General features: G+C 40.8%; 20 protein-coding genes. 5 read left to right on the top strand and 15 right to left on the bottom strand.

Annotated features, from left to right (window positions below):
• Positions 1–672: 672 nt before the first annotated feature.
• Positions 673–1617 carry an MlaD family protein gene (locus AC1D0K_RS03945; RefSeq protein ID WP_295715348.1) on the bottom strand — a complete coding sequence of 315 codons (945 nt, stop codon included), beginning with the start codon at positions 1615–1617 and terminating at the stop codon, positions 673–675.
• 131 nt (positions 1618–1748) lie between these two features.
• On the bottom strand, positions 1749–2654 hold the full coding sequence (locus AC1D0K_RS03940) for an N-acetylmuramoyl-L-alanine amidase family protein (RefSeq protein WP_295715346.1): 906 nt from the start codon (positions 2652–2654) through the stop codon (positions 1749–1751).
• Positions 2655–2706: 52 nt separating this feature from the next.
• Between AC1D0K_RS03940 and AC1D0K_RS03935 the strand changes: the two genes are divergently transcribed.
• Genes AC1D0K_RS03935 through AC1D0K_RS03925 form a run of 3 tightly spaced genes read left to right on the top strand, consistent with a single transcriptional unit; the run spans position 2707 to position 8400 of the window.
• The gene (locus AC1D0K_RS03935) at positions 2707–5556 is read left to right on the top strand and encodes a putative LPS assembly protein LptD (protein ID WP_477399355.1); all 2850 of its coding nucleotides are present in this window, start codon (positions 2707–2709) and stop codon (positions 5554–5556) included.
• Between the two features lie 5 nt (positions 5557–5561).
• A complete protein-coding gene (locus AC1D0K_RS03930; RefSeq protein ID WP_477399353.1) occupies positions 5562–6809 on the top strand; it encodes a competence/damage-inducible protein A in 1248 nt (415 codons plus the stop codon).
• Positions 6810–6852: 43 nt separating this feature from the next.
• Entirely contained in the window at positions 6853–8400 is a 1548-nt protein-coding gene (locus AC1D0K_RS03925; protein WP_477399351.1) for a dihydrolipoamide acetyltransferase family protein, read from the top strand.
• 98 nt (positions 8401–8498) lie between these two features.
• Here AC1D0K_RS03925 and AC1D0K_RS03920 read toward each other — a convergent pair whose 3' ends face one another.
• The 4 genes from AC1D0K_RS03920 to argB all read right to left on the bottom strand — a co-directional run bounded on the left by AC1D0K_RS03920 (position 8499) and on the right by argB (position 14687).
• Positions 8499–11309: a S9 family peptidase gene (locus tag AC1D0K_RS03920; protein WP_477442469.1), complete on the bottom strand. Its 2811-nt coding sequence runs from the start codon at positions 11307–11309 to the stop codon at positions 8499–8501.
• Positions 11310–11494: 185 nt separating this feature from the next.
• Entirely contained in the window at positions 11495–12871 is a 1377-nt protein-coding gene (locus tag AC1D0K_RS03915) for an aspartate kinase (protein ID WP_295715337.1), read from the bottom strand.
• 152 nt (positions 12872–13023) lie between these two features.
• Complete coding sequence (gene proC, locus AC1D0K_RS03910) at positions 13024–13845, bottom strand: pyrroline-5-carboxylate reductase (RefSeq protein WP_295715335.1); 822 nt, start codon at positions 13843–13845, stop codon at positions 13024–13026.
• Positions 13842–14687: an acetylglutamate kinase gene (argB, locus tag AC1D0K_RS03905; RefSeq protein WP_477398733.1), complete on the bottom strand. Its 846-nt coding sequence runs from the start codon at positions 14685–14687 to the stop codon at positions 13842–13844. The genes proC and argB overlap by 4 nt, the downstream gene beginning before the upstream one ends.
• A 203-nt stretch (positions 14688–14890) precedes the next feature.
• Between argB and AC1D0K_RS03900 the strand changes: the two genes are divergently transcribed.
• Both AC1D0K_RS03900 and AC1D0K_RS03895 read left to right on the top strand, forming a co-directional pair.
• A complete protein-coding gene (locus AC1D0K_RS03900) occupies positions 14891–16189 on the top strand; it encodes an NAD(P)/FAD-dependent oxidoreductase (protein WP_295715331.1) in 1299 nt (432 codons plus the stop codon).
• Positions 16190–16249: 60 nt separating this feature from the next.
• A complete protein-coding gene (locus AC1D0K_RS03895) occupies positions 16250–17494 on the top strand; it encodes a cation:proton antiporter (protein ID WP_477398730.1) in 1245 nt (414 codons plus the stop codon).
• Positions 17495–17496: 2 nt separating this feature from the next.
• Here the strand turns inward: AC1D0K_RS03895 and AC1D0K_RS03890 are convergent, their stop codons facing one another.
• The 9 genes from AC1D0K_RS03890 to AC1D0K_RS03850 form a co-directional block, all read right to left on the bottom strand.
• Positions 17497–18105 carry an FMN-binding negative transcriptional regulator gene (locus tag AC1D0K_RS03890; RefSeq protein WP_477398728.1) on the bottom strand — a complete coding sequence of 203 codons (609 nt, stop codon included), beginning with the start codon at positions 18103–18105 and terminating at the stop codon, positions 17497–17499.
• 56 nt (positions 18106–18161) lie between these two features.
• Positions 18162–19109 (bottom strand): N-acetylornithine carbamoyltransferase, encoded by a 948-nt coding sequence (locus AC1D0K_RS03885; protein WP_295715324.1) that lies wholly within the window; start codon positions 19107–19109, stop codon positions 18162–18164.
• A gap of 78 nt (positions 19110–19187) precedes the next feature.
• Positions 19188–20315 carry an aspartate aminotransferase family protein gene (locus AC1D0K_RS03880; RefSeq protein WP_477442466.1) on the bottom strand — a complete coding sequence of 376 codons (1128 nt, stop codon included), beginning with the start codon at positions 20313–20315 and terminating at the stop codon, positions 19188–19190.
• Positions 20316–20355: 40 nt separating this feature from the next.
• A complete protein-coding gene (locus tag AC1D0K_RS03875) occupies positions 20356–20712 on the bottom strand; it encodes a four helix bundle protein (RefSeq protein ID WP_295715321.1) in 357 nt (118 codons plus the stop codon).
• A 49-nt stretch (positions 20713–20761) separates the two neighbouring features.
• Positions 20762–21760: an N-acetyl-gamma-glutamyl-phosphate reductase gene (argC, locus tag AC1D0K_RS03870; protein WP_477442464.1), complete on the bottom strand. Its 999-nt coding sequence runs from the start codon at positions 21758–21760 to the stop codon at positions 20762–20764.
• Positions 21738–22091, bottom strand: coding sequence for a cupin domain-containing protein (locus AC1D0K_RS03865; protein ID WP_477392925.1), 354 nt, complete (start codon positions 22089–22091; stop codon positions 21738–21740). Before AC1D0K_RS03865 ends, argC begins: the two co-directional genes overlap by 23 nt.
• Positions 22088–23284, bottom strand: coding sequence for an argininosuccinate synthase (gene argG, locus AC1D0K_RS03860; RefSeq protein WP_477392927.1), 1197 nt, complete (start codon positions 23282–23284; stop codon positions 22088–22090). The genes AC1D0K_RS03865 and argG overlap by 4 nt, the downstream gene beginning before the upstream one ends.
• Before the next feature lie 108 nt (positions 23285–23392).
• A complete protein-coding gene (locus AC1D0K_RS03855; RefSeq protein ID WP_295715313.1) occupies positions 23393–24034 on the bottom strand; it encodes a GNAT family N-acetyltransferase in 642 nt (213 codons plus the stop codon).
• A gap of 445 nt (positions 24035–24479) precedes the next feature.
• Positions 24480–25442 carry a YpdA family putative bacillithiol disulfide reductase gene (locus AC1D0K_RS03850; RefSeq protein ID WP_477392929.1) on the bottom strand — a complete coding sequence of 321 codons (963 nt, stop codon included), beginning with the start codon at positions 25440–25442 and terminating at the stop codon, positions 24480–24482.
• Positions 25443–25524 lie beyond the last annotated feature (82 nt).

Raw genomic sequence — 25524 nt, 5'->3', positions numbered from 1 at the left:
AACGTAATTCTTTAACGGGCTCTAAGAAGCTGTTTAGATTTGATTTATTAATGTTTTATACTTCTAATGAAGCACATATCTACACGTCCTTGCGAGGCACGAAGCAATCTCTAAGCTGTACAGAGGGGCTCTACAGTGCCAATCTGCTTATGTAGAGATTGCTTCGTACCTTACGGCAATGACAATCTATTTATTTATTTTTAGACAGCCTCTAAGAGTAATTTGATTTGAATGCCCGGTTAATTATCTTTTTTAAAGTGCCATTGGCTCGAAGATATTGTAACAACGGATTTTAATCCGTTGCTCATAAACCAAATGAAAATGAGTGCCATAGGCACGGTGCATTTTTAGGTAGATACCGGAATTTCCCATTGATTATATGCTAAATAACAGTTAACAGCAGAGAATATGGGCCGAACCTATGGTTCTTTTTATGTGCTGCTTCTTTTTCAACGGATTAAAATCCGTTGTTACAATATTAGCCGTGGCTATGCCACTGATTTATTAAAAAAGCAATCTTGACTCTTGCTAACAATCCTGACCCTGCAAAGTCCCAGAGCCTTCTTTTATAAAGTTGTTTGTACAAGAGGCACCTAAAGCCTATAGCGGAAAAATAAAAAGCTGAGCAGATATTATCTGCTCAGCTTTTTATTTTATATCGCGATATTGTTTTTAGTCCTTTTTACCACCAAAAACAGAGAAACTTACATAACGTTTTGGATGCGCTTTCAAGTCAATGAACAGGTTATTCAGGTTGTTTGATGCATCAGCCAGGTTTTTATAAACCTTATCATCATTCATTAACAAACCAAGTGTACCCTGGTTGGTATTTATCCTGGCAATAGCAGCCTGCAAATCGGCCATGGCTTTGTTAGCGTTATCCAGTGTGTTTTTAATGTTTGATGCGGCAACATCATTACTAACCTTTTCAAAATTGGATGTGATGCCGTTTACGTGTATCGTGCTGGTTTTTAAATTAGCAGATACTACTTCGGCATTTGAAAGTATGGCATCAATGTGGGTTGTTTGCGTACCCACCAAATTATCGATCTTTTTGGTAACACCTTCTAATGTTTGCAATGAGTTTGCAATACTCATGAAGCTGCGGTCAACATTTTTTTGAAAGTTTGGATTCAATATTTTGTTGATAGCGGCCAGGGATGAATCTAGCTTTGTCATTAACTGTTCGGCCTTTTTTTGAATTGGCTGCAGGCTTTCGGCCAGGCTTCCCTGTATATCGGCCTTCAAGGTGTCTTTGTTTTCGGCAAGTATTTTACTGTTGCCCAGTTCAAAAACTATAGCTTTACTGCCCAACAGGTCGGTGCTTTCCAGCTTTGCAAGGGTGTTGTTTGGCACATCGTATTTTTCTTCAATTTTAAATTCTACGATGGTGCGGCCATCTGGTTGAAGTTCCATTTTAGAGATCCTACCAATCTGGAATCCATTAACCAGCACAGGTTTTGATACGCCTAAGCCTTCAACGCTGTTATAAACTGCATAAAATTTATTTGATCCCGAAAAAACATCGTTACCCTTTAAAAAACTATATCCTAAAATAAGTATAGTAATGGAAATTACCGTAAGTGCTCCAATTTTTGTTTCGTTTGAAATTTTCATTAAGTAAGATTGTGATGTTGTTTAAATTCTTTGAGGGCACTTGCTTGTACCAGGAGCAATATTTGTTAACTTTTAATATACGTTTAACCTGCTACTTAAGTTTGGCAGAAAACGCAAAGTAAATGCTTTTATTATTGCGATACCTTTTCAACTTCGTTTTTATAGTTTAATAAAGCGCGTACTATTGAACTTACAATTTCATTTTGTCCATCTTCCGAGTTTAAGTATTCTTCGTCTTTAGGGTTATTTATATAACCGGTTTCTACTAAAACCGAGGGCATTGCGGTATGGCATAACACATATATACCCTGCTCCCTTAAGCCTTCACTTGGGCGGCCGTCTGTTTGCACAAACTCGTTGTTAATTAACGTGGCCAGCTTTATGCTTTGCTGCCTGAATTTTCTTTTATACTCATTGGTTAAAATGATGGTGATAGGGTCATCGGGGTCTAAGCCGGCATCCATTCCAGAATCTTCTTCAACCTGGTTGTGTATAATCGTCTTTTCTTCTTCTTTAGAACGGTGCAATCCGTACACCAATAATAAAACCCCTTTGCCAGAACGGTCTGGTAAGCTAACCGTGCGGTAAACTGGTTTATGATGTTTGGTGCCAACCTGTTCCCTTACGCGCCTGTCAGATAATGAATTGCAGTGTATGGATATGAAAATATTCCCTTTGTTTTCGTTGGCAATTTCCGCGCGTCTTTCAAAAGAAACATCATCTTCTGTTGTACGTGTTAAAACTGCTTTTACCCCCGTCATATCTTTTTCTATGGCATTTTGCAATTTTAAGGCAATGGCAAGCGTTACATTTCTTTCTGAAGAAAAAGAGCCGGATGCACCATGAGAGAAATGACCTTCTGTGCTTGAAGGTTTGCCACCGTGCCCCGCATCAATAACAATAGTTTTTATTTTAAAACCGCTATTAATAACAGTATCTGCTTTTATAAAACCATAAGATGTAACCGGAAAACATGAAACAAGTGCCAGCAAAACCGATAAACTATAAATGAATCTTTTCAATGCCCTATTTTTCATTATTTTTGAACGCTGTTAACTATATCTGCAAAAATACTATTCATAATCAATTTTGAAATTCATATCTCTTTTTTTTCTGCTTGCAATTATTTTGACGGTAAATGTACTTGTTGCTGAAAGCAAAGGTACATATAACAGGTATAGCCACAAATCTGTAGCAGATACTATTATCAAACTTGACACTAATAAGGCAAGAGATAGGAAACTCCTTAAAGTTAAGAAATCTAAGCAAAGTAAGGTAACCCAAAATGCCGACGGCCAGGGCTTAAACAATACCTTCAATATAACCCCTGCGGGTGATACAGTTCGTAAAGTAGATACGCCTAAAATTAAAAAGGCAGATGGAAAGCAACTTGCACCAGTAGGCAAAGGAGCGTTGCCGGCAAATGATACCACTAAAAAAAGCGGAGGCATACAATCAGAAGTTAAGGCTGTAGCCGAGGATTCAACCGTTGTTGACAACGAGCATGATATTTTATACCTGTATGGCCGGGCCAGGGTAACCTATGAAGATTTTGAGCTGGATGCAGATTATATAAGGGTTGATCAAAAAAATCACCTGATTTTTGCAAGCGGGAGTATTGATCCCCGCACCAAGCGTTACGTTGGCAGGCCATTATCCAAATCAAAAAACGAAAAGCCCATAGCATCAGATTCGTTGTTATTTAATTACACAACCAAAAAAGGAAAACTTTATAATCCCGCATCAGAGCAGGAAGGTAACTTTATATCTGGCGGGCAGGCAAAAAAATTAAATGAAACCGAGGTTGCTTATCGCAATGTAATTTTCAGTACCTGCGATTTGCCTTATCCCGATACACACTTTGGTATTGTGATAACCAAGGGTATTGGCGAAAAAAATAAGATCATATCCGGTCCGGCTTACTTGGAGATAGAGGGAGTACCCCTGCCTTTGGCGATTCCCTTCGGTTTTTTTCCGAAGCCCAACCAGCGAACCTCCGGAGTTATATTACCTACTTTTGGCGAAGATGCCAAGCTGGGCTTTAAACTGGCAGGTTTTGGTTACTACCTGGGCCTTAGCGATTATATGGATTTAACCACAACGGGTACAATTTACTCCAAAGGGTCATATGAAGTAAACTCCACTGCAAGGTACCTGGTACGCTATAAATACACTGGTAACTTATCTTTGAGTTATGGCTCGCATAACTACCAGTTACCCGGCGATCCCCCGGTGAAGGATATTCATATTGACTGGACTCATTCACAGGATCCTAATGCCAATCCCGGTTCAACATTCAGCGCATCGGTAAATGCAGGTACTTCGGGTTATTTTTCCCGCAACCCGTCAACCTCAAATTATAACGTAGTGACTGCCGCGCAAAGCAGTTTGCGTTCAAGTATATCTTACGGGAAAACATGGGCCGGTACGCCTTTTAACTTAAGTGTAGGTATCGGACACAGCCAGGATATCGCCCGTAAAACAATCACCATTGAGTTACCTACAATAGCCTTTGGTATGTCGTCAATCAACCCGTTCGATTCAAAAGATAGGGTGGGAGAACAAAAATGGTATCAAAAAATAACCGTTAGTTATAACTTGAACGCTACCAATAAAGTAAATGATATTCCCGAATCGGAGCTGTTTAAAAGCACCGTTACCAAGCGTTTGCAAAATGGCTTTCAACACCAGATCCCGGTAAGTTTGGGTTTAAATGTGCTTAAATATTTTCAGTTTAACAGTAGTGTAAATTATACCGAACGCTGGTATTTTCAATCAGTTAACAAAAGATTTGAGCGTGGCAGTATTTCCAGTTCAGATGTGCTACTTGTTGATACCTTGCAAGGGTTTAAACGTGCCGGTAATTATAGCCTGAGCACCGGTTTATCAACCAAGTTATACGGAACCATGAATTTTAAGCATGGTAATTTAAAAGCTATCAGGCACGTAATGACGCCATCCCTCGGGTTTGGTTATACGCCCGATTTTTCGGACCCAAGCTATGGATATTATAAAACTGCGGTAAGTACGGCAAGTATCCCTTATCCTTACACCTATCAAAAATACTCTATTTTTGAAAACGGGGTTTACGGCTACCCATCAAGCGGTAAGCAGGCAGGTATCAGCTTTGCATTGGATAACACCATTGAGGCCAAATTAAAAGCTAAAAGTACAGATACATCAGGTACAGATAGGAAGATCACGCTACTGCAGGGCTTGTCTTTTTCAACCTTTTATAACTTCGCTGCCGACTCACTTAAACTGTCAAATATTCAATTTTCTGGTCACACCGCATTGTTTAAACAAAAGGTGAATGTTAGTTTCAGCGGATCATTTAACCCTTATGTAGTTAACGTTCGTGATTCTATTTCAAATAATACTATAGTGCGTACTAGTACACTTGTTAATAAATACCGATGGTCTAACGGTCAGTTTCCGCAATTAAACGCACTTAGTATTTCTATGAGCGGCAGTTTAAATTCCACTTCGGCAAAAGCTCCGGGAACGCCTAATGTTAACACCTTGCAAAATATAGGTGCGCAACAAGCTCAACGGTTAGCGTTGATTAACAGCGATCCTAACTCCTATGTGGATTTTAATGTGCCATGGAATATCTCCTTAAATTATAGCTACAGCTATAGTAATTTTCTTAACCAGGTATCAACAAGTAATACGCTCATGATCAGCGGTGATGTAAGCATCACGCAAAAATGGAAAATACAGTACTCTACTAACTATGATTTTAAGGCAGCCAAACTAAGTAGCGCAACATCATTTTCTATTTATCGCGATTTGCATTGCTGGGATCTTTCGTTTCAATGGGTGCCATTTGGTTATTTAAAATCATATAATGTTACCTTAAAAGTTAAATCAACCATTTTACAGGATTTAAAACTGAGCAAACGAAACGATTATTCAAGTAGCAGGAATTTTTATTAATAAATATGCTGGCAGAGATTATAACCATAGGCGACGAAATACTTATTGGGCAAATTGTTGATACCAACTCGGCCTGGATGGCCAGGGAGTTGAATAAAATAGGTATCAGGGTTAAACAAATTTCATCGGTATCTGACGATAAAGATCATATACTGAAAGCCCTGGCCGAAGCTGCCACACGTGCAAAAATTATATTTATTACCGGTGGTTTAGGGCCAACAAAGGATGATATCACCAAGAAAACACTGGCCGAATATTTTGGTGTTGGTTTTGTTGAAAACAAGGAGGCGCTTGAAAACGTGGAGCGCATATTTGCTAAATACAACCGCCCTTTACTTGATGTTAACAGGCTACAGGCGCAGGTTCCTGCTAATTGCGAGATCATATTAAACAAGAACGGCACAGCACCGGGTATGTGGTTTAACCATGAAGGTGTTATTTATATTTCAATGCCCGGCGTACCCTTCGAGATGATGTACATGATGGAAGGTGAGGTGTTACCTAAAATAATGGCTAATTTTAAGCTGCCATCCATCATTCATACAACACTTTTAACAGTGGGCGAGGGGGAATCATTTTTAGCCGAACGGATAGCCGATATCGAAAACGAACTCCCGCATTTTATTAAATTGGCTTATCTGCCTAAATTGGGCCAGGTAAGGTTACGTTTAAGCGCTTTTGGCGAAGACGAGGAATTACTTCAAAAACAAGTTGATGTTTTTGCCGGTAAGATCATTGAACGGATAGGTGCTGTTTTTGTGGTTGATAAAGATATCGCTTTAGAAAAAGCTATCCTGGATAAGATGACCGAAAAAGGTCTCACCTTATCCATCGCCGAAAGTTGCACCGGTGGATATATTTCGCATTTATTTACACAGCATCCAGGCTCGTCAAAAGTGTTTTTGGGCGGCGGAGTTACTTACTCCAACGGGTTAAAAGAACATATATTGGGGGTAAAACACCAAACCATTGAAAAATTTGGGGCTGTAAGTGAACAAACCGCGAAAGAAATGGTAGACGGCGCCCTATTAAATTTCAAGTCGGATTTTGCCATATCCGTAACAGGAGTGGCTGGGCCGGATGGCGGTACTGTTGACAAACCCGTTGGTACAGTGTGGATTGCGGTTTCGGGCAGGGGTAAAATGTTGATAAAGAAATACACATTCGGCAATAAAAGGCAACAAAACATTGAACGGAGTGCTGTAATGGCTTTATCAATGTTGAATACTTTACTAACAGAAGTTGCAGATTAAGGCTCAAAATTCATAATTTTGAGCAAAAGTATAAACTGTAAAAATGGCCAAATACCAACTGTTATTGCCAAAAATGGGTGAAAGCGTTGCGGAAGCAACCGTAATTAAATGGAATAAAAGCCCAGGAGATCATGTTGATGCCGACGAAGCAGTAATGGAAATTGCAACTGATAAAGTTGATTCAGATGTGCCCTCCCCGGTATCTGGTAAATTGGTTCAACAATTTTACCAGGTTGATGATGTAGTGCAGGTAGGTGCGGTAATCGCAATTATAGAAACTGAAGAAAAAGAAGCTGCCCTTGAGCCCGAAATAGCTCCTGCGCCGCCGGTTCATGAAGCCTCTTTAGCACCATCTGTTACAGTAACTGAGCAAGCTCCCGTAACTCCGGTTGCTGAAGTTCAAGAGGCTGTAGCGCCAGAACAAGAATCCAATACACCTATTGATATACCGGGTATTGCTCAGTTGGAGCAATTAAGCACTTCGGCCCAGGAGCAAACGTTCAAAAGCGAAGGCAGATTTTATTCGCCACTGGTACGCAATATTGCCAGCCAGGAAGGTATCAGCGTGCATGAACTTGATCGTATACCCGGAACTGGTTCGGAAGGCCGGTTAACTAAAGATGATCTGTTAAGTTATATTCAACATAAGCAATCGCCTGCTGCGCAAACTGTGATACAGCCAGATGTATTTGCGACAGCTAAAAATACAGAACGATCTGCAGAGGCCGCTCCCGGGATGAGTGCCAATGGCTCTGTTGAACCCAAAAGGGAAACTTTGCCTGTAAATGAACCGGCACCAGTTGCAACGCTGCAAAAAGCTGCCGAACCTGTAACAGAAAAAGCTGGTATAGCCCAGTCATTGCCGGCAACTTCGGTTTCGGGTGGTGATGAAATAATTGAAATGGACAGGATGCGCCGCCTTATTGCCGATCATATGGTAATGAGTAAGCAAACCTCGCCGCATGTTACCTCTTTTGTTGAGGCTGATGTAACCAGCCTGGTGTTGTGGCGCGAAAAGGTAAAGAACAGCTTTGAAAAGCGGGAGGGCGAAAAAATAACATTTACCCCGATATTTATTGAAGCTGTTGTTAAAGCGATCAAGGATTTCCCGATGATCAATATTACGGTAAATGGTACGCAGATCATAAAAAAAGCTAATATTAATATCAGCATGGCAACTGCCTTGCCAAGTGGTAACCTTATTGTGCCTGTAATAAAAAAGGCCGACCAATTAAACCTGCTTGGAATAACCAAAGCGGTTAATGATCTTGCAAACAGGGCCCGTATCGGGAAACTATTACCGGATGATGTAAGAGACGGAACCTTTACTATTACAAATGTTGGTTCGTTTGGTAATGTAATGGGTACGCCAATTATCAATCAGCCACAGGTAGCTATCCTGGCGGTTGGCGCCATCAAGAAAAAGCCGGCCGTAATTGAAACTCCCGAGGGTGATGTTATCGCTATAAGGCATATGATGTTCCTGTCGTTATCCTATGATCACCGTGTAGTTGATGGTGCATTGGGCGGATCATTTGTACGCAGGGTTGCCGATTACCTGGAGAAATGGGATTTGAACAGAGAGATATAATTCACCACAATATATAATGCAAAAAACAGGCTAAATCAGCCTGTTTTTTGCATTATATAGCTTTTGTTAAAATTGTATGCAACACCCTATCTGTCATGCTATTTCACTAACTCAAAACCCCAATCTTTTCCTTTATCCACGGCAGGCACACCTTTAGCCATCCAAACCGGCATAGGGTCGCCTTTTAAATAGTGATCAAAAAACTGCTGTTCGCGAATAGTGATATCCTTACGGTTTTGGCGTTGTACCAGGTTATGGGCTTCGCCATTATATTGCAATAGCCAAACAGGCTTATTGAGGCGACGCAAGGCAGTAAACATTTCTATTCCCTGGTACCACGGAACGGCGCCATCGGCATCATTGCTCATAATCATTACCGGGGTTTGCACTTTGGGTAACTGAAACAGTGGTGAGTTTTCAATATACAGTTCTGGTTTTTCCCAAAGCGTAGCACCTATGCGGCTTTGTGTTTTTTCGTACTGGAACTGCCGGTTAACGCCCGATTCCCACCTGATGCCCCCATATGCTGATGTCATGTTTACCACTGGTGCACCTGCCCATGCTGCGGCGTACATATTGGTTTGGGTGATTAGGTATGCCACCTGGTAACCTCCCCAGCTTTGTCCCTGGAGGCCAATATGAGCGCCATCAACCCACGTGTTTTTCTTTAATGATTCAACACCCGAGTTAATAAATTCAACGGCTGACGCGCCTGGATGGCCGTTTTCATAGCTGATATCCGGTGCGAAAACTAAATACCCGTTACTCACAAAAAAAGAAATAGGTAAACGCGAAGGGGTTGGGGCGGGAGCTATATAATTATAAAGGCCCTCAGATAGTTTTTCATAAAAGTAAACGATCATCGGGTACTTTTTATTCGGGTCGAAATCCTCTGGTTTATATAAAATGCCTTTTGATTTATAGCCCTTTGGAGTAGCCCACGTAACCAGCTCTGCCGTACCCCAGTTGTATTGGACCTGTTGAGGATTGATGTCGCTTAGCTTTATCTCTTTTTTTAAATCTGTTGATACGTAAAGATCGGGAGGCAGCTCATAATTGCTTTTAGTGTAAATGTAAATGGCCGCATTTTTAGCACGAGTTAAATCGTTATAGCTTAATTTACCCATGTTCACCTTTTCGGGGGCACTTTTGCTTTCGGGAGTTTTTACAAAATATCCCCATTGTTTGGTTTCCTCATCCTGGGCCAATAGCCACATTACCTGTTTTGATGGAATGAATTTTTGCTCGGGATCGGTCATGTTATACCTGATGATCAATTTGTTTTTACGACCAATGCCATTTGTGAAATTGGTTGCAACACCAGTCGCAGGGTCAATGCTCCAGATATCATACCTGTCATATATCAGTACCGCTTTATCATCCTTTGTCCATCCGGCCAAACCATAATCAGAGGCATAATTGGGGACATCATTCAATTCATCGCCCAGTTTGGTGCCGATTGACTTTGTAAGGTTGGTTTTGGTACCGGTACTGATGGTATAACTGTACCATTGCTGGTCGTTAAAATTGAACCAGATTACATACCGGCCATCCGGGGAGATTCTGTATCGGGCCTTTACCCCCGAGCTGATCAATCTCTTATTGCCGCTTTTTGTGTCGATTAAAATGGCCTGTTGTTTGGTATCGCCTTCCCATTGCGATTGTACACGTGCGCCGGTATCGGTTACTCCTAAAACATACCGGGCGTTTTTATTTTCGGCTACAAAAACTTCCTGTATGGCCTTACTGCCTAATTGCACTTGTTTAGATTCCGGATCTTCGGGACGGATAACTGCCAGGTAACTTCGCTTCAATTCGGTTTGCAGGTTTTTAAGTTGTTGCGGCTGTAGATAATCGTCCTTGTAATTCCAGATATCAAGTTTGGCCACTTCAAAATCAACAATGGTGGTATCCGCAGGTTTAGGGATAGGGGCAGTGCCGAAGAATAAATTAGCACCGCTTTTACTAAAATAAACCTTTCCGTCTCCGCTCACCGCCCATTTGGCGGGCATAGTTTCCAGGCCTTCAGCGGCAATCACCGTAGCGCTGTCCCTGGTTAAGTTATAGTAATATAGTTTAAATGGTTTCACCAGGGCTTTCTCTGGATTTTTCTCTGCCGCAAAAGCTACCTGCCGGCTGGCATCATCAATAGTGATACTATGATAATTGCCCCTGCCTGTGCTGATGGCTTTAACCGTGTTTTTATCAATGTCAAACACATATAATCCCGAGATGGTTTCCTTTTGTTTTAACGGAGCAGTAACAGCAAATGCTACCAGTTTACCGTTTTTACTTACCTGGTAATCGGTAACATATTTAAAGGTGCGGTTTGTGTTGCCTGTTAATTGTTTTACGGTGAGGTCAGTCCCCTCGCGGGTAGGCGGCGCAATGGTTGTACTTATCGCTTTTTTTGAAGTATCATTTGATGCAGGCTTTTTTAATGTATCGCCTGCGGCGAGATAGGCGATAACATCAGCATTCTCGGCAATTTTAAAACTCCTCACAGCGGGGATTTTTGTAATGGTTTTGGTTGCAAGCGAGATAAACCCCAGGGTATCCTTGGGGAATTCTGCCTGTTTTTTCTTCTTGATCTTAGCCTGGCGGGTATCTTTATAAAACGGCCTCACGCGGAACACTGCGAATTTGCCATCGCTGGTAAAACGTGCAGTATCAGCCCTTGAGATATGAACATTGCCGGTATTTTTTGAGCTGGTGATCACCAGCTCGGCATCGCCTTCCTGCGGTTTTATAACATATAGAACCCATTTACCATCATTGCTGATGCGCTGATCGCTTATACTTTGCCATCCATCGAAAACAGAATGATCTAATGGTTTTTTAGAGGTCTTTTGGGCAGATGCATTAAAGCAGATTGCAGATAAACAAATAATTAGTAAAATTCTACCCATGTCAACCTTGTTAAGCATTAAATATGCTCAAAATAGCCGGTTTATTAAAATTAGCCACGGGAAAGTTACAAACAAGGTGAGAGGTGAAGGGTGAAAGGAGAAAGGAGAAAGGTGGAAGGAGAAAGGTGAAAGGAATTAGAGGGTGTAAAATAACCTTTTGCCTTTCACCTTTTACCTTTAGCCTTCTATATCATTGCCTTATTTAGCGCTTTAATGGCTTCCGCAAAATCTTCACGGGCTACCAGGAATTGGATATTTACTTTACGCAGGGCAAAGCCACAGCTTTTTATATTGATGCCATGCTTGGCTAAGGCTGTTGCTGATTTGGCCAGTAAGCCGGGCTGATCCATGTTGGAGCCTATTAGGCAAACCATGGCCATCTTCTCAACGGTTACCTTTTCGTAATCATCTTCCAGTTCCTGTATCAGTTTTTTGTTGTAGTCCTTATCCCATATCACAATGGAGATACTATTGGCACTGGTGGCCTTAAAAGTATAGCTAACGCCGTATTTGTAAAACAGCTGCATGATATGGAAATCGGTACCTACATTGCCCACCATTGATGGGTCGTAAATATCTATCATCATCACTCTTTCGGTACCTGTAATTACCTCAACACGCTTTTTATCGCAAATGTATTCGCGGGTTATCAGTGTGCCGGGGTGCTCTGGCTGGAAAGTGTTTTTGATACGCAGGTCTATATCATTAATCTCCAATGGCTTTGATGCCTTTGGATGGATAGCTTCCATACCTACGTCGGCTAATTGATCGGCTACATCATAATTAGTATTACCCACCGGAAAACAATTTTCAACACCAACCAGGTTAGGATCGGCAGTGCATAAATGATATTCTTTGTGGATGATGGCTTCCTGCGGTTTTACGGCTACAGCGATTTTGCTAAAGGTAACCTCAGAGTAGCCGCGGTCAAACTCGCGCATAATACCTTCTGTGCCCTTGGCGTAACCTGTTACAATAGAGATTGTATCCTCAAAATTGATGTTTTGTAAGTCTTTTTTGATCCGTTGATCTATGGTAAAGGACCGGTGATCATGAAAACCGCTTAAATCAACAAACGTGGCATTGATACCCATGTTTTGCAAGATATTGGCAAAGTTAAAAGCCGAATGACTTTCGCCTATCGATGCCAGGATCTCCCGTGCCGCCAGTAAAATATCATCTTTATTTACATAACCCGATGCCAGGATATTAGCTATATTTTCAAGATAGGTTTGTGCATCTTTAAGGCGTTGCTCAATAAACGCATCGGCTTCGGCAATGTTTAGGCCAAGGCTTTCATAACTTTTATTGATCTGTTTTAGCTTAACAATAAGCGCATTTAAGGGCTTATGAAAATCCTTGTAGGTTGCCAGGCGGTGATAAACCCCCGGAGCACCGGTTTTCTTATTCTCCAACAGGAGGTTGGTCACTCCCGAAAATGCAGATACTACAAATATGCGGTTGTACAATTGCTGCCCGCTGCGTTCAAACAGAACGATGTTTTTAATAACATCGCCCAATGCGGTCATTGATGTGCCGCCGATTTTTTCTACTGTTAACATGCTAAAAAATAAACACTGTATAAGTGTATGTGCTAAAAACTATACCAATGCGATAGCATTGGTATAGGCACTTTTAAGAAATTGAATATTAGGTTTTTATAATTGGTTAGTATTTTAAGAGGGTTATCAAATTGATAGCCTGGTTATCAAAATCAATGAACGTCCTTCTTGTAAAGATCACCGGCTTTTTCGGCGGATAATTTAATACCCTTTATCATTGCCGAGCTAAAACCGTTATGTTCCATCTCATTTAAACCTGCAATGGTACATCCGCTTGGCGAAGTAACTTTATCAATTTCCTGCTCGGGGTGTGATGACAATTGTAGCAGCAGGTCGGCGGCACCCTTGGCTGTTTGAGCAGCCATTTTTAAGGCATCACCCGCGTGGAAACCAATTTCGGTACCTCCCTGTGATGCGGCGCGAATGGAGCGCAGGAAAAAAGCGATGCCGCAGGCGCAAAGCGCGGTGGCTGAGGTCATCAGTTCCTCATTGATCTGGATGCTTACACCAACTGTATCAAAAAGTGATTTAACCAGGTTGATGTTTTTATTGGTACCGTTATCAGTAGCAATACAAGTCATGGAATGCCCAATGGCTATAGCTGTATTTGGCATAGCGCGAATCACCTGTACGTTAAGATCAAGCTGCTGGCGAATATCATTACAGCTCACACCCGAAATAACAGATATCAACAGCTGTTTTTCGGGCTTTATAGATGGCCTTATTTCATCCAATAATTTGTTAAGTTGTTGTGGAAGTACGGCCAATACGATGATATCTGATTTTTTAACCGCTTTTAAGTTGTTATCAGTTGTAGCGTAGCCTTCTTGTGCATATTCTGCCAGTGCTGCCACATTTCTGCGCGTAAGCGTAATTTGCTGGGGCTTGCAGATACCAGCTTTTACCAACCCTTTGGCTAATGACAGCCCTATATTTCCAGAGCCTAAAATGGCTATTTGCTGTGATGCATTCATGCGTTTTTACTTAAACGTGTTCCAAATGGTTTGTTATTCTTTAAATTCCCTAATTCGTCGCTTTTGCCAATGATAACTGCCTGTACACCGCATGCGATAGCGGTGAAAGCATTATCCAGTTTTGGCAACATTCCACTATGTATAATCCGTTGTGTTTTTAATTCTTCATAATGCGCAGGGTTAATTTCCCTGATCAGCGAATCATCATCATCAATATCCTGTAAAACCCCCCTTTTTTCGAAACAATAAATTAAGGTTGTTTCATATAATGATGATAGGTTAACCGCCAACGCTGATGCTATTGTATCGGCATTGGTATTTAATAGCTGGCCTTCGCCATCATGTGTTATAGCGCAAAAAACAGGGGTAAAGCCTGCTTCCATCAAACGGCTTATATTATCCGGATTGATGGAGTTTTCGTCGATATCTCCTACAAAACCATAATCTATAGTTTTTACCGGGCGTTTTTTGGCACGTATAAAATTACCATCGGCCCCGGTTAAACCTATGGCGTTATTACCAAAGCGTTGTAACTGCGCTACTATATTCTTATTAATCAGGCCGCCATAAACCATGGTTACCACTCTTAACGTTTCAATATCAGTTATTCTCCGGCCATCAACCAATCGAGCCTCAATGCCCAAATCCTCAGCGACTTGGGTAGCAACTTTACCGCCGCCGTGTACCAATATTTTAAATCCATCTAACTTTTCAAAATCCCTTAAAAAATGATATAGGTTTTCTGAGTTATCTATAACGTTTCCACCTATTTTTATAACATACAGGCTTTCTTTAGTTGTTATTTTAGTCGATTTTATAGGATCTGTCACACTTTTGTTCATTCTTCACATTAATTTAACACCAGCTTTGCCAATTTACTACCATTTTAAATAGAAATCTGTTAAAAATAGGAAATTATCGTGTATTTTTTACTGAAATGACTAAAAAATGATTATTTACTTACAGTATTATAAGTTTACAATTTGATTATGAAATAATTAGTAAACTTGAAATTAAGGCATTAAACTTGTTGTAAAATTTACTTATGGATAAAAAGAAAAGTGCCAAGCCCCGTGTAGTAATTGTTGGCGGTGGATTTGGCGGACTTGAATTAGCTAAAAATTTGAAAAATGCGCCAGTAGATGTTTTATTGCTGGATAAACATAATTACCATACTTTTCAACCTTTGCTTTACCAGGTTGCTGCAGGTTCAATTGCTGCCGATTCTATCGGCTTCCCTATTCGCAGGATCTTTACCAAACAGGATAATTTTCGTTTTGCGCTAACTGAGGTTCAGGAAATTCATCCTGAGAGCAATACTCTTACAACTGATGTGGGCACTGTATATTATGATTACCTGGTTTTAGCTACCGGATCAAATACCAACTTTTTCGGCAATAAGGAAATTGAACATTTTGCCATGCCCATGAAGAATATACCCGAGGCGCTAAACTTACGCAGCCTGATTCTTCAAAACCTGGAAATGTCATTAATAACCAAAGATCCGGAAGAAAAGGCGGCGCTAATGACCTTTGTAGTAGTAGGAGGAGGCCCCACAGGTGTTGAGCTTTCTGGTGCACTGGCAGAAATGCGGCAGCTGATACTGATGAAGGATTACCATGGTTTAAGAAAGCATAGCATGAAGGTTTACCTTGTAGAAGGTAAGGCGGAGTTACTTGCTGCTTTCTCGCCCGCGGCATCTGCCAAAGCCAAAAAGTTCCTGAAGGATATGGATGTAACTATTTTTAACAACGTACACGTAGAGAGTTACGATGGTGCGCTGCTTAAAATAGACGATGGCACTACCATACTCACCCGCAACGTTTTATGGGCTGCCGGGGTAAAGGGTGAGGTGCCTGCAGGTTTGCCAGAACAAAGTATTGTGAGGGGAAACCGGATACAGGTAGATGAAATAAACAAGGTAAATGGTTATGCCAATATTTTTGCCATAGGTGATGTTTCCGCCATGATCACTCCCGAAACGCCAAACGGGCATCCGGGTGTAGCACCAACGGCTATGCAACAAGGCGAATGGCTTTCCAAAAATCTGGTTCGAATTTTAAAAAATGAACCCACTGTTCCGTTTAAATATAAAGACAAGGGCTCGCTGGCTACCATAGGCCGTAACAAGGCCGTGGCCGATTTGGGGAGGCTTCATTTCCAGGGATTTTTTGCATGGCTACTTTGGGGATTTGTGCATTTAATGTCCTTAGCCGGTTTTACCAATAAAGGAACGGTATTTTTTAGTTGGGCTATTAATTATTTCACCAAGAACAGCGATAACAGGTTGATTGTGCGGTATTTTAATTTAGAAACCCGCATGACAGATCCCGAGTCGAAGTAAAAAGGCGTTATTTTTTAAAACATTATGGCGTTTGTTTTCTTACTGAATTATTAAATGCCTATGGATCTGTTTGTTGTAATTACTTTGTTGGTTATTGTAAGTGCCTTTTTCTCGTATATAAATGCGCGCTTTGTTAAACTTCCAGGTACTATTGGAACCGTTTTGATAGCAACCATTGTTTCGATAGTTATATTGGTTGTTGATAAGTTAGATCCTCATACTGCCAAATATTTAACTACGCTTACCAAGAATATCGATTTCTCCAAAGTAGTACTTAATGTTATGTTGGGTTTCCTGCTTTTTTCAAGCGCTTTTAACCTTGATGGTAAAAAGCTGAAAAAAGAGATGCGCCCTGTATTTGTATTAAGTACGTTAGGTGTAATCATATCAACTGCTGTTTTCGGATTTCTTCTGTATTTCCTGGCGCCTTTTTTTCATATTCATATGCCCCTTATGTATTGCTTGTTATTTGGGGCATTGGTTTCACCAACAGATCCGGTGGCGGTATCGGCGATCATAAAAAACTCCAAACTTCCGGCTCACCTCGAAACCATTATCTCGGGCGAATCGTTGTTTAATGATGGTATAGGGCTGATCCTGTTCGTAATTATTTTGGAGATAACAAAAGTTGGAGAGAGCAATATCGAGGCATCACAAGTTTTGTTGCTCATCGTTAAAGAAGTTTTGGGGGGGATATTGGCCGGTGCATTCCTGGGTTACGTTGCCCAGCGATTAATGAAATCGGTTAAGGATTTTCAAACCATCGTATTAATTTCATTGGCGCTGGTTATGGGTTTATCGGTATTGGCAACCATTTTTAGTTTCTCGATACCTTTATCGATAGTAACCGCGGGCCTGTTTGCCGGCAGCCACTCCATAAACCAGGATAATAAAGAAAAATCACACGAGTCGCTGGAGAAATTCTGGCAATTGGTAGATGAAATGCTGAATACCATCCTGTTTGTAATGATAGGCCTGCAGCTTATCAACTTACCATTTGTAAATAATTATTGGGTTACGGGAAGTATATCTATTGTATTTATATTGTTGGCGCGCTGGCTAAGCATTATGCTGCCGCTTACCTTTTTGCGCCACTCTTTAAAGGTAAACTATAGCAATATCAATGTAATGACCTGGGCCGGACTAAGAGGAGGGATCTCCATTGCGCTGGCTTTAACATTGCCCGATACACCTTACCGCCACTTGATATTATCCGGCAGTTATTTTATTGTGATATTTTCGGTAATTGTGCAGGGTTTAACGCTTAATGCCATGATTAACAGGTCCGCCAAATTTATAGGTTAAGCCTATTTTAATTTTGACATATATTTAGCGATCTCGCTCTCATTAGTGTCTTGACTTTTATCTAAAGAATTAATGATATTATCTCTCTCTATAGCCGAGCGATTTTGACTTAGCTTTTGTTTGCCCTGCAGGTCATCAACAACAATTTCAAAAGCTACTATACCTTTCATCATTTTTTGTTTGTACTCTTCAGGTAAACTATTCCATTGTTGAAGGTAGCCCGGCTCGTAGTTGCTTATCATTTTGCTAAGCAGGGTAGCTGTTTCTTCACCCTCTGGTATCAGTGTTGCTTTGCCATAGGCGTGTACTGCTAAATAATTCCAGGTAGGTACGTTGGTTTCTTTCTCGTAATTTGCGGGTGATATATAGGCGTGAGGCTCGGTAAATATTACCAAAATAGATTTACCTATAATTTGACCAGCCTGGGGATTTGCTTTTGCAAAATGCGAGAGCAAAACTATTTTATCGCCGCGAAGCTCAACCAAAAAGGGGAGGTGTGAGGCTACCGGCACATCATCTTCTGCCGTAACTATGGTTGCAAAACTATACCGTTGCATAAAGCTGATGGCTTCCTGCTGGTTGGGGAATTTATTGAAAGACGGAATATACATAGAAAAGAGTCAAGATATAAGATTCAAGAAACAAGACTTGTATAAGTCTATCCAAGTTACAAACTTTCCAACATCTGCTTTAACACAGCTTGTGCAGCCCAAACGCGGTTTCCGGCTTCATGTACAACAATTGAATTTGGGCCATCTAATATTTCATCTGATAACTCCAGGTTGCGGCGTACAGGCAGGCAATGCATTACTTTGGCATCATTGGTTGCCTTCAGCTTTTCGGTAGTTAGCATCCACTCTTCATTTTTACCCAGTATATTACCGTAAGGCTCATATGCCGACCAGTTTTTGACATAGATAAAATCAGCGCCAGCTAAAGCTTCGTCCTGATCATAGGTTATTTTGGCACCTTGTGTAAAATCGGCACAAAGCTCATATCCTTTAGGTTGAACTATAGTAAAATCAACATCGGCTTTACACATCCATTCAGCAAATGAATTAGGAACCGCCTGTGGCAACGGTTTTATATGAGGCGCCCAGGTTAATACAACCTTTGGGCGCTCAGTAGTTTTTAATTCTGTTATGGTTACTAAATCCGCTAAGCTTTGCAAGGGGTGGCGGGTGGCCGATTCCAGGCTCACCACCGGTACTTTGCAAAACTCCACAAACTTGTTAAAAATCATTTCGCTGTAATCTTCCTCGCGGTTGCGCAGGCCAGGGAATGAACGCACGCCTATAATGTCTGCATATTGTCCCATAACACCGGCAGCTTCACGGATATGCTCTACTGTTGATCCGTCCATGATCACGCCGTCGCGCAGCTCTAATGCCCAGCCTTCCTTATCTATATTAAGCACCATCACATTCATACCCAAATTAAGCGCTGCTTTTTGAGTACTCATACGTGTACGCAAACTTGGGTTTAAAAACACTAAAGCCAGTGTTTTATTTTTACCCAATTGCTGATGAGCATAAGGATTCTGTTTAAGAGCCAATGCCTCTTTTACAAGTGCGTTGATATCAGTAACATCATTTACAGAAGAAAATAATTTCATGAGCCTTATTTAATAATGATTTTGCAAATTAATATTTAGTTAAAAGTCGCCGCCAACAGGGGATGATTTAGAAAGAGCTTATTGATTTAAAACATTTACAAATGCTTCCAGGAACCTATCGGCATGTGCTTTAGTCAGGTTAAGTGCCGGCAGTAATCTTACTACATTTGGCTTGGCCTCACCGGTAAAAATATGATGTTTAAATAAAAGTTCTTTACGTGCATGCGCCAATTCTTCCGGCAATTCAATACCTATCATCAAACCACGACCCCTAACTTCCTTAACTTGTTCCAGCTTTTTAAGCTCTTTTATCAGGTATTCGCCAACGGTTGCAGCATTTTGCATCAGGTTATCCTGCTCCATTACCTCAAGCACCGCTAAACCAGCTGCACAAGCCAAATGGTTGCCACCAAAAGTGGTGCCCAACATGCCATAAGCAGGCTGTATTTTTGGCGAGATAATGATACCACCAACCGGGAAACCATTACCCATTCCTTTTGCCATACTGTAAATATCGGCATCAACACCTGCAAAATCCTGTGAAAAGAATTTACCGGTACGTCCGTAACCGCATTGTACAGAGTCGGCAATAAAAACAGCATTATATTCGTCACAAAGCGAACGGATCTTTTGCAGGAAGCTTTCAGGGGCTACCTGGATACCACCAACGCCCTGGATACCTTCGATAATTACAGATGAAATTTCGTTATCGGCAAAAGCCTGCGCTAAAGCTGCTTCATCGGCCCATGGTAAAAAGATTACGTTGTCGGTTTGGTTGATGGGCGCAACAATCTTGGGATTGTCTGTAACGGCCACAGCTAACGACGTACGGCCATGGAAGGCTTTTGTAAACGCGATAACTTTCTTTTTACCGTTATAAAAAGACGCCAGTTTTAAAGCATTCTCATTAGCTTCTGCACCTGAGTTACATAAAAATAACTGGTAATCTTCTTTACCGGATACCTTACCCAATTTTTGCGCCAGCTCTTTTTGAATAGGGATCTCAATGGAGTTTGAATAAAACCCTAATTGATGTAATTGATCTTCCAGTCGTTTTACATAATGAGGATGGGTATGGCCGATAGATATAACGGCATGACCGCCATACATATCAAGATATTCATTATCCTGGGCATCATAAACAAGGCTGCCCAGCCCTCTTACTATATTTATTGGATTGATTGGATATACGTCAAATAGTTTCATATCATTTAAGCTGAAAGCTAAAGGCTAAAGGCATAAAGCTTTATTTTCTAAGTATTTTAATCAGGCCTATCAGCATTGCCTTAACTTCGTTTATTGACTTATTTGTTTGCTGAAACAAATCTTCAGTGATGTACGAGAGATCTTTGCACATTAAACAGCAATATTCAAGTTCATGTGCCGAACCTAACGACTGATCTAAAAAATGAGCAAAATCACGCTCTGTATTTCTTCCGCACCCTTCTACTATATTTAAGGGAATTGAATATGAAGCTCGTTTTGTTTGACTCATTAAATCATATTGTTCACTTTTAGGGAATTTTGGAAGTACTGTTAGGTAAATGAACATATTAAGTTCATGTGCTTTTTTCCATACTTCATACTTTTTGTAATCCCTCATAGTTATTTTTCAGGGCAACAGCTTTTTGCTTTCAGCCTTCGGCTTTTAGCTAAAAAGCAGTCGCCTTAAGTCGTAGTCCTGTGCGCTCGTCCAAACCGAACAATAAATTCATGTTCTGTACTGCCTGGCCCGAAGCGCCTTTAAGTAAGTTGTCCATTATGCTGATAATAAATATTTTATTATCGTGTTTTTTAACTTGAATAAAGCATTTATTGGTATTTACAATTTGCTTTAAATCAATATTGCGGTTAGTAACATGTGTAAATGGATGCCCGTCGTAATAACCCTGGTAAAGTGATAAAGCTTCTTCTTCGCTCAAATCACTTTCTGTATACATGGAAGCTATGATTCCACGGGTAAAATCGCCCCGATATGGAATAAAATTAATCGCTTTACCAAAATCAGGTTGTAATTGTTTTAATGACTGCCCAATCTCATTTAAATGCTGGTGACTAAAGGCCTTGTAAACAGAAAGGTTATCGTTTCTCCATGTAAAATGCGAGGTAGCGGCCAAACTTTGGCCGGCACCAGTTGAGCCCGTTGTTGCTGTGATATGAACTTCGTTATTCAGCAATCCTTTAGATGCTAAAGGAAGCAATCCTAATTGTAAGCAGGTAGCAAAACAACCCGGATTGGCAATGTTATCAGCTGTTTTAATCGCCTCCCGATTTAATTCGGGCAAGCCATATACAAAGTTTTTAGTTTTAAATTTTGAATTTTGACTTAACCTAAAGTCCTGGCTTAAGTCAATGATCTTAACTGCATCGGGAATGTCATTCGCTTCTAAAAACTTTTTAGCATCACCATGACCAACGCAAAGAAAAAGCACATCAACATCGGTAGAAAACTCAGCCGCGAATTTTAAGTCGGTATCACCAAAAAGATCGGTATGTACCTCGTAAACGTAATTGCCTGCATTGCTGTTACTATGAATAAAAGCAATATCTACATTGGGATGGTTGATAAGGATGCGCAGCATTTCGCCACCAGTATAACCTGCCCCGCCAATGATACCTGCCCGTACTTTATTTAATGTTGATCCTGTCATTATTTGTTGATGGATAAGAATATAGAATAAATTCCAGGTCACTTCTGTCGTTATTGCTAATGAAGTGTTTTTGACCCGGTAATATTTCGATGCCTTGCTCTGGTTTTAAAACCGTTGTTTCTCCATTGATATGGAGAGTCGCTCGTCCCTTTAAAATGAAAAATACCTGCTTAGCCCTTTCATGGTAATGCAATTGCTCGGCAGTATCAGGCGGCATCAATTCCTGTTTTACAGATAGCTCTTCGGTATCAATAAATGTCCACCCGTAGCAGTCGTCGCCCCATTTATAATGCTTTAAACATTCGCCTTTTGAAAAGATGGTGTTTATCATTTCGCATCTTGATTAACCTTGTGATAGATCATCACCTGGTTGCCAAATATTTTGGAGAAACCTTTAACGTCTTCACCAGACCATGAGTTATTCATTTCGCCATAGCTGCCAAATTTATTCGACATCAGGTCATGAGCAGACTCAATACCTATTACCTGGAAGCGATAAGGGTGCAATTGTACAAACACTTTACCAGTTACATTTAGCTGAGTATCGCTCAGGAATGCTTCTATGTTGCGCATAATTGGGTCATGAAACTGACCTTCATGCAGCCAGTTGCCATAAAATGCAGATAGCTGGTCTTTCCATGAAAGCTGCCATTTAGTAAGCACATGTTTCTCTAAAGTATGGTGGGCTTTGATAATAACCATCGGCGCGGCTGCCTCAAAACCAACCCTGCCTTTAATACCTATAATGGTATCGCCGACATGAATATCACGACCAATGCCGTAAGGCTGCGCAATTGCCTGTAATGCCTGGATTGCCTTGGTTGGATGATCATATTTTTCATTATCAATGCCAACCAGCTCGCCTTTTTCAAATACCAATTCCAGGTTTTTAACTTCCGATTCGGTAACCTGTGTAGGCCATGCTTCTTCTGGTAAACCTAAGTTTGAAGTAAGCGTTTCTTTACCACCAACTGATGTACCCCAAATTCCCTTATTGATAGAGTATTTTGCTTTTTCGAAGTTCATTTCTACACCATGATCTTTCAGGTATTGGATCTCTGCTTCGCGGCTTAATTTCAGGTCGCGGATAGGGGTGATGATCTTTACTTCCGGAACCAGGATATTAAAGATCATATCAAAACGCACCTGGTCGTTACCGGCGCCGGTACTGCCGTGTGCTACAAATTCAGCACCAATTTCTTTCGCGTAGTTGGCAATTGCGGTTGCCTGGCTCACACGCTCGGCACTTACCGAAAGCGGGTAAGTGTTGTTCTTTAAAACATTGCCATAAATCAAAAAACGAACACAGGTATTGTAAAAATTAGTTGTTTCATCCACTACGTGATGTGATGTAACGCCCATTTGGTAAGCGCGTTCTTCAACTCCTTTTAACTCTTCGTCGCTAAAGCCGCCCGTGTTAACAATTACCGAGTGAACTTCATAACCAAGGTCCTGTGTTAAATATATACAGCAAAATGAGGTGTCTAATCCGCCGCTGTATGCTAATACTACTTTCTTTTTCATTTTTTGTGGGCTTAAAGCTAAAAGCGAAAGGCTTAAAGCTTTTTATGTTTTCAATTTGTATGTGCTTTTTATCAGTTTATTTATCAACCTGGCTTATCGCCCTTTCACCTAATCTTGCCCCATCCGCTTTTTAATAGCATTTTCAATTCGCTCAAGCAAGGTAGCTTTGTGCGTAATTCTTTTCATTTTCTCCTCGTCCTGTTTTTGTTTTTCGGCGGGATCAAACAGCATGGCGGTACACATGCAATTCTTACGATCTTTGCTCATCAGGATATCGTAGTTAACGCAGCTTTTGCAGCCGGCCCAAAAATTTTCATCCTGGGTAAGTTCAGAATAGGTAACAGGTTCATACCCAATTTCTGAGTTGATACGCATTACCGCCAAACCTGTAGTCAATCCAAATATTTTAGCGTTTGGATATTTTTTGCGTGAAAGCTGGAAAATGGCATGTTTAATGGCTTTCGCCAAGCCTACTTTACGAAACTGCGGGTTAACAATAAGACCGGAATTGGCCACAAAGTCGCCATGACTCCAGGTTTCAATATAACAGAAACCGGCCCAGGTACCGTCTTTATGTAATGCAATAACTGCTTTGCCTTCCAGCATTTTGTTGGCAACATATTCTGGTGAACGTTGTGCAATACCCGTTCCGCGCGCTTTGGCCGATTCGGCCATTTCATCACATATCATTGGGGCAAAATCTACATGCTGTGCTGTAGCAACCTGAATATCAAAATCTTGTATGGTCATTTAAATAGATGATTACCGTTAAATTAATTGGCTTTTAAAGGCCTTAATAATTAGATGGCTTTTCTTAAAAGAAGTTTAATAACTCTTTTGTGAGGGCTTAGTGCGAGAAATTAATTCAAACCCGTGGCATATAGGGCCTTCGTCGGGGAGGGCAGCATAAAAAAACAGTTGAACCCAAAGCAGCGGCAACCGGAGCAAATGTTGCTCTTATTGCGGGCTTATTTAAGCTTGGTTGATTCATTTTTTCGATTGTATTACTGTGTTTTTAATTTGGGTGCAAATTATCGCATAAATTTTTACTTATACAAGAAAAAAATGATTTAGTTGATGGAAGTTAATTTGAAGATTTGAGAATTTGAAAGTTTGAAGATCAATTATGGCATTTTAAGAAGACTTTTTAATGCTGCAAATGTAGCTGCAAACAACTGAAATAAGCTTTACTTAATCAACTATTCACTTTCTGTACAATATCATTCAGGATCATATCCGCATGAATGCGCGAGTTTTCAATAAACCATAAATGGGTATCCATTCCACCACAAACTACACCGGCAAGGTATAGGCCCGGTAAATTGGTTTCCATAGTTTGGTGATTATATTGTGGGATGCACTTGTCTTCGGATAAAATGATGCCCAACTTTTTCAGGAAACCAAAATTGGGTTTATAACCTGTCATGGCCATCACAAAATCATTAGGAATGGTGATCAGGCCATCGGGTGTATTTATATCCACCTCGTGCTCCCGTACCGCTTCCAGGTTGGAGTGAAAGTATGCTTTGATGCTACCTTCCTTTATCCGGTTAATGATATCCGGCCTTACCCAGTATTTAACCCTGCTGCTGATCTCCGGGCCACGCACTACAAGCGTTACTTCGGCACCCTTACGGTAGGTTTCCAAAGCCACATCAATGGCGGAATTGCTTGAACCCACAACCACTACTTTTTGCGATGTGTAATAATGCGGATCGTAGTAATAATGTTTCACTTTGGGCAGGTCTTCACCTGTAATGTTGAGTTTAACAGGGATATCATAAAAGCCGGTTGATACAATCACTTTTTTAGCACGGTAAGTTGCTTTGCTGGTGGTGATGGTATAACCGTTGTCTTCGGGTTTTACATTGGTAACTTCTTCAAATAAATTAAGGGGTAAGTGGTTTGATTGGGCCACCCTGCGATAATATTCAAGTGCATCATTACGGGTTGGTTTATTATGTACAGTTACAAATGGCACTCCGCCAATCTCCAATTTTTCTGATGTGGAGAAGAATGTCATGGTTGAAGGGTAATTGTACAGTGAGTTGACCAGGCAGCCTTTTTCAATAATAACAAAACTTAAACCTTCTTTTTGTGCTGCAAGTCCGCAAGCTAAGCCTATAGGGCCACCACCTATGATGAGTATATCGAGCATTTAATTTATATTAAGACTTTGATAGAATGCAAAACCTGTGGAAAGGTTTTAAGCCTGTTGCCAATTGGCAAAAATAGAAAAA

The sequence above is a fragment of the Mucilaginibacter sp. P1_A3 genome (assembly GCF_056406855.1).
The sequence above is the reverse complement of the archived record's forward strand: the minus strand, read 5'-3'. Positions and strand labels throughout refer to the sequence as shown.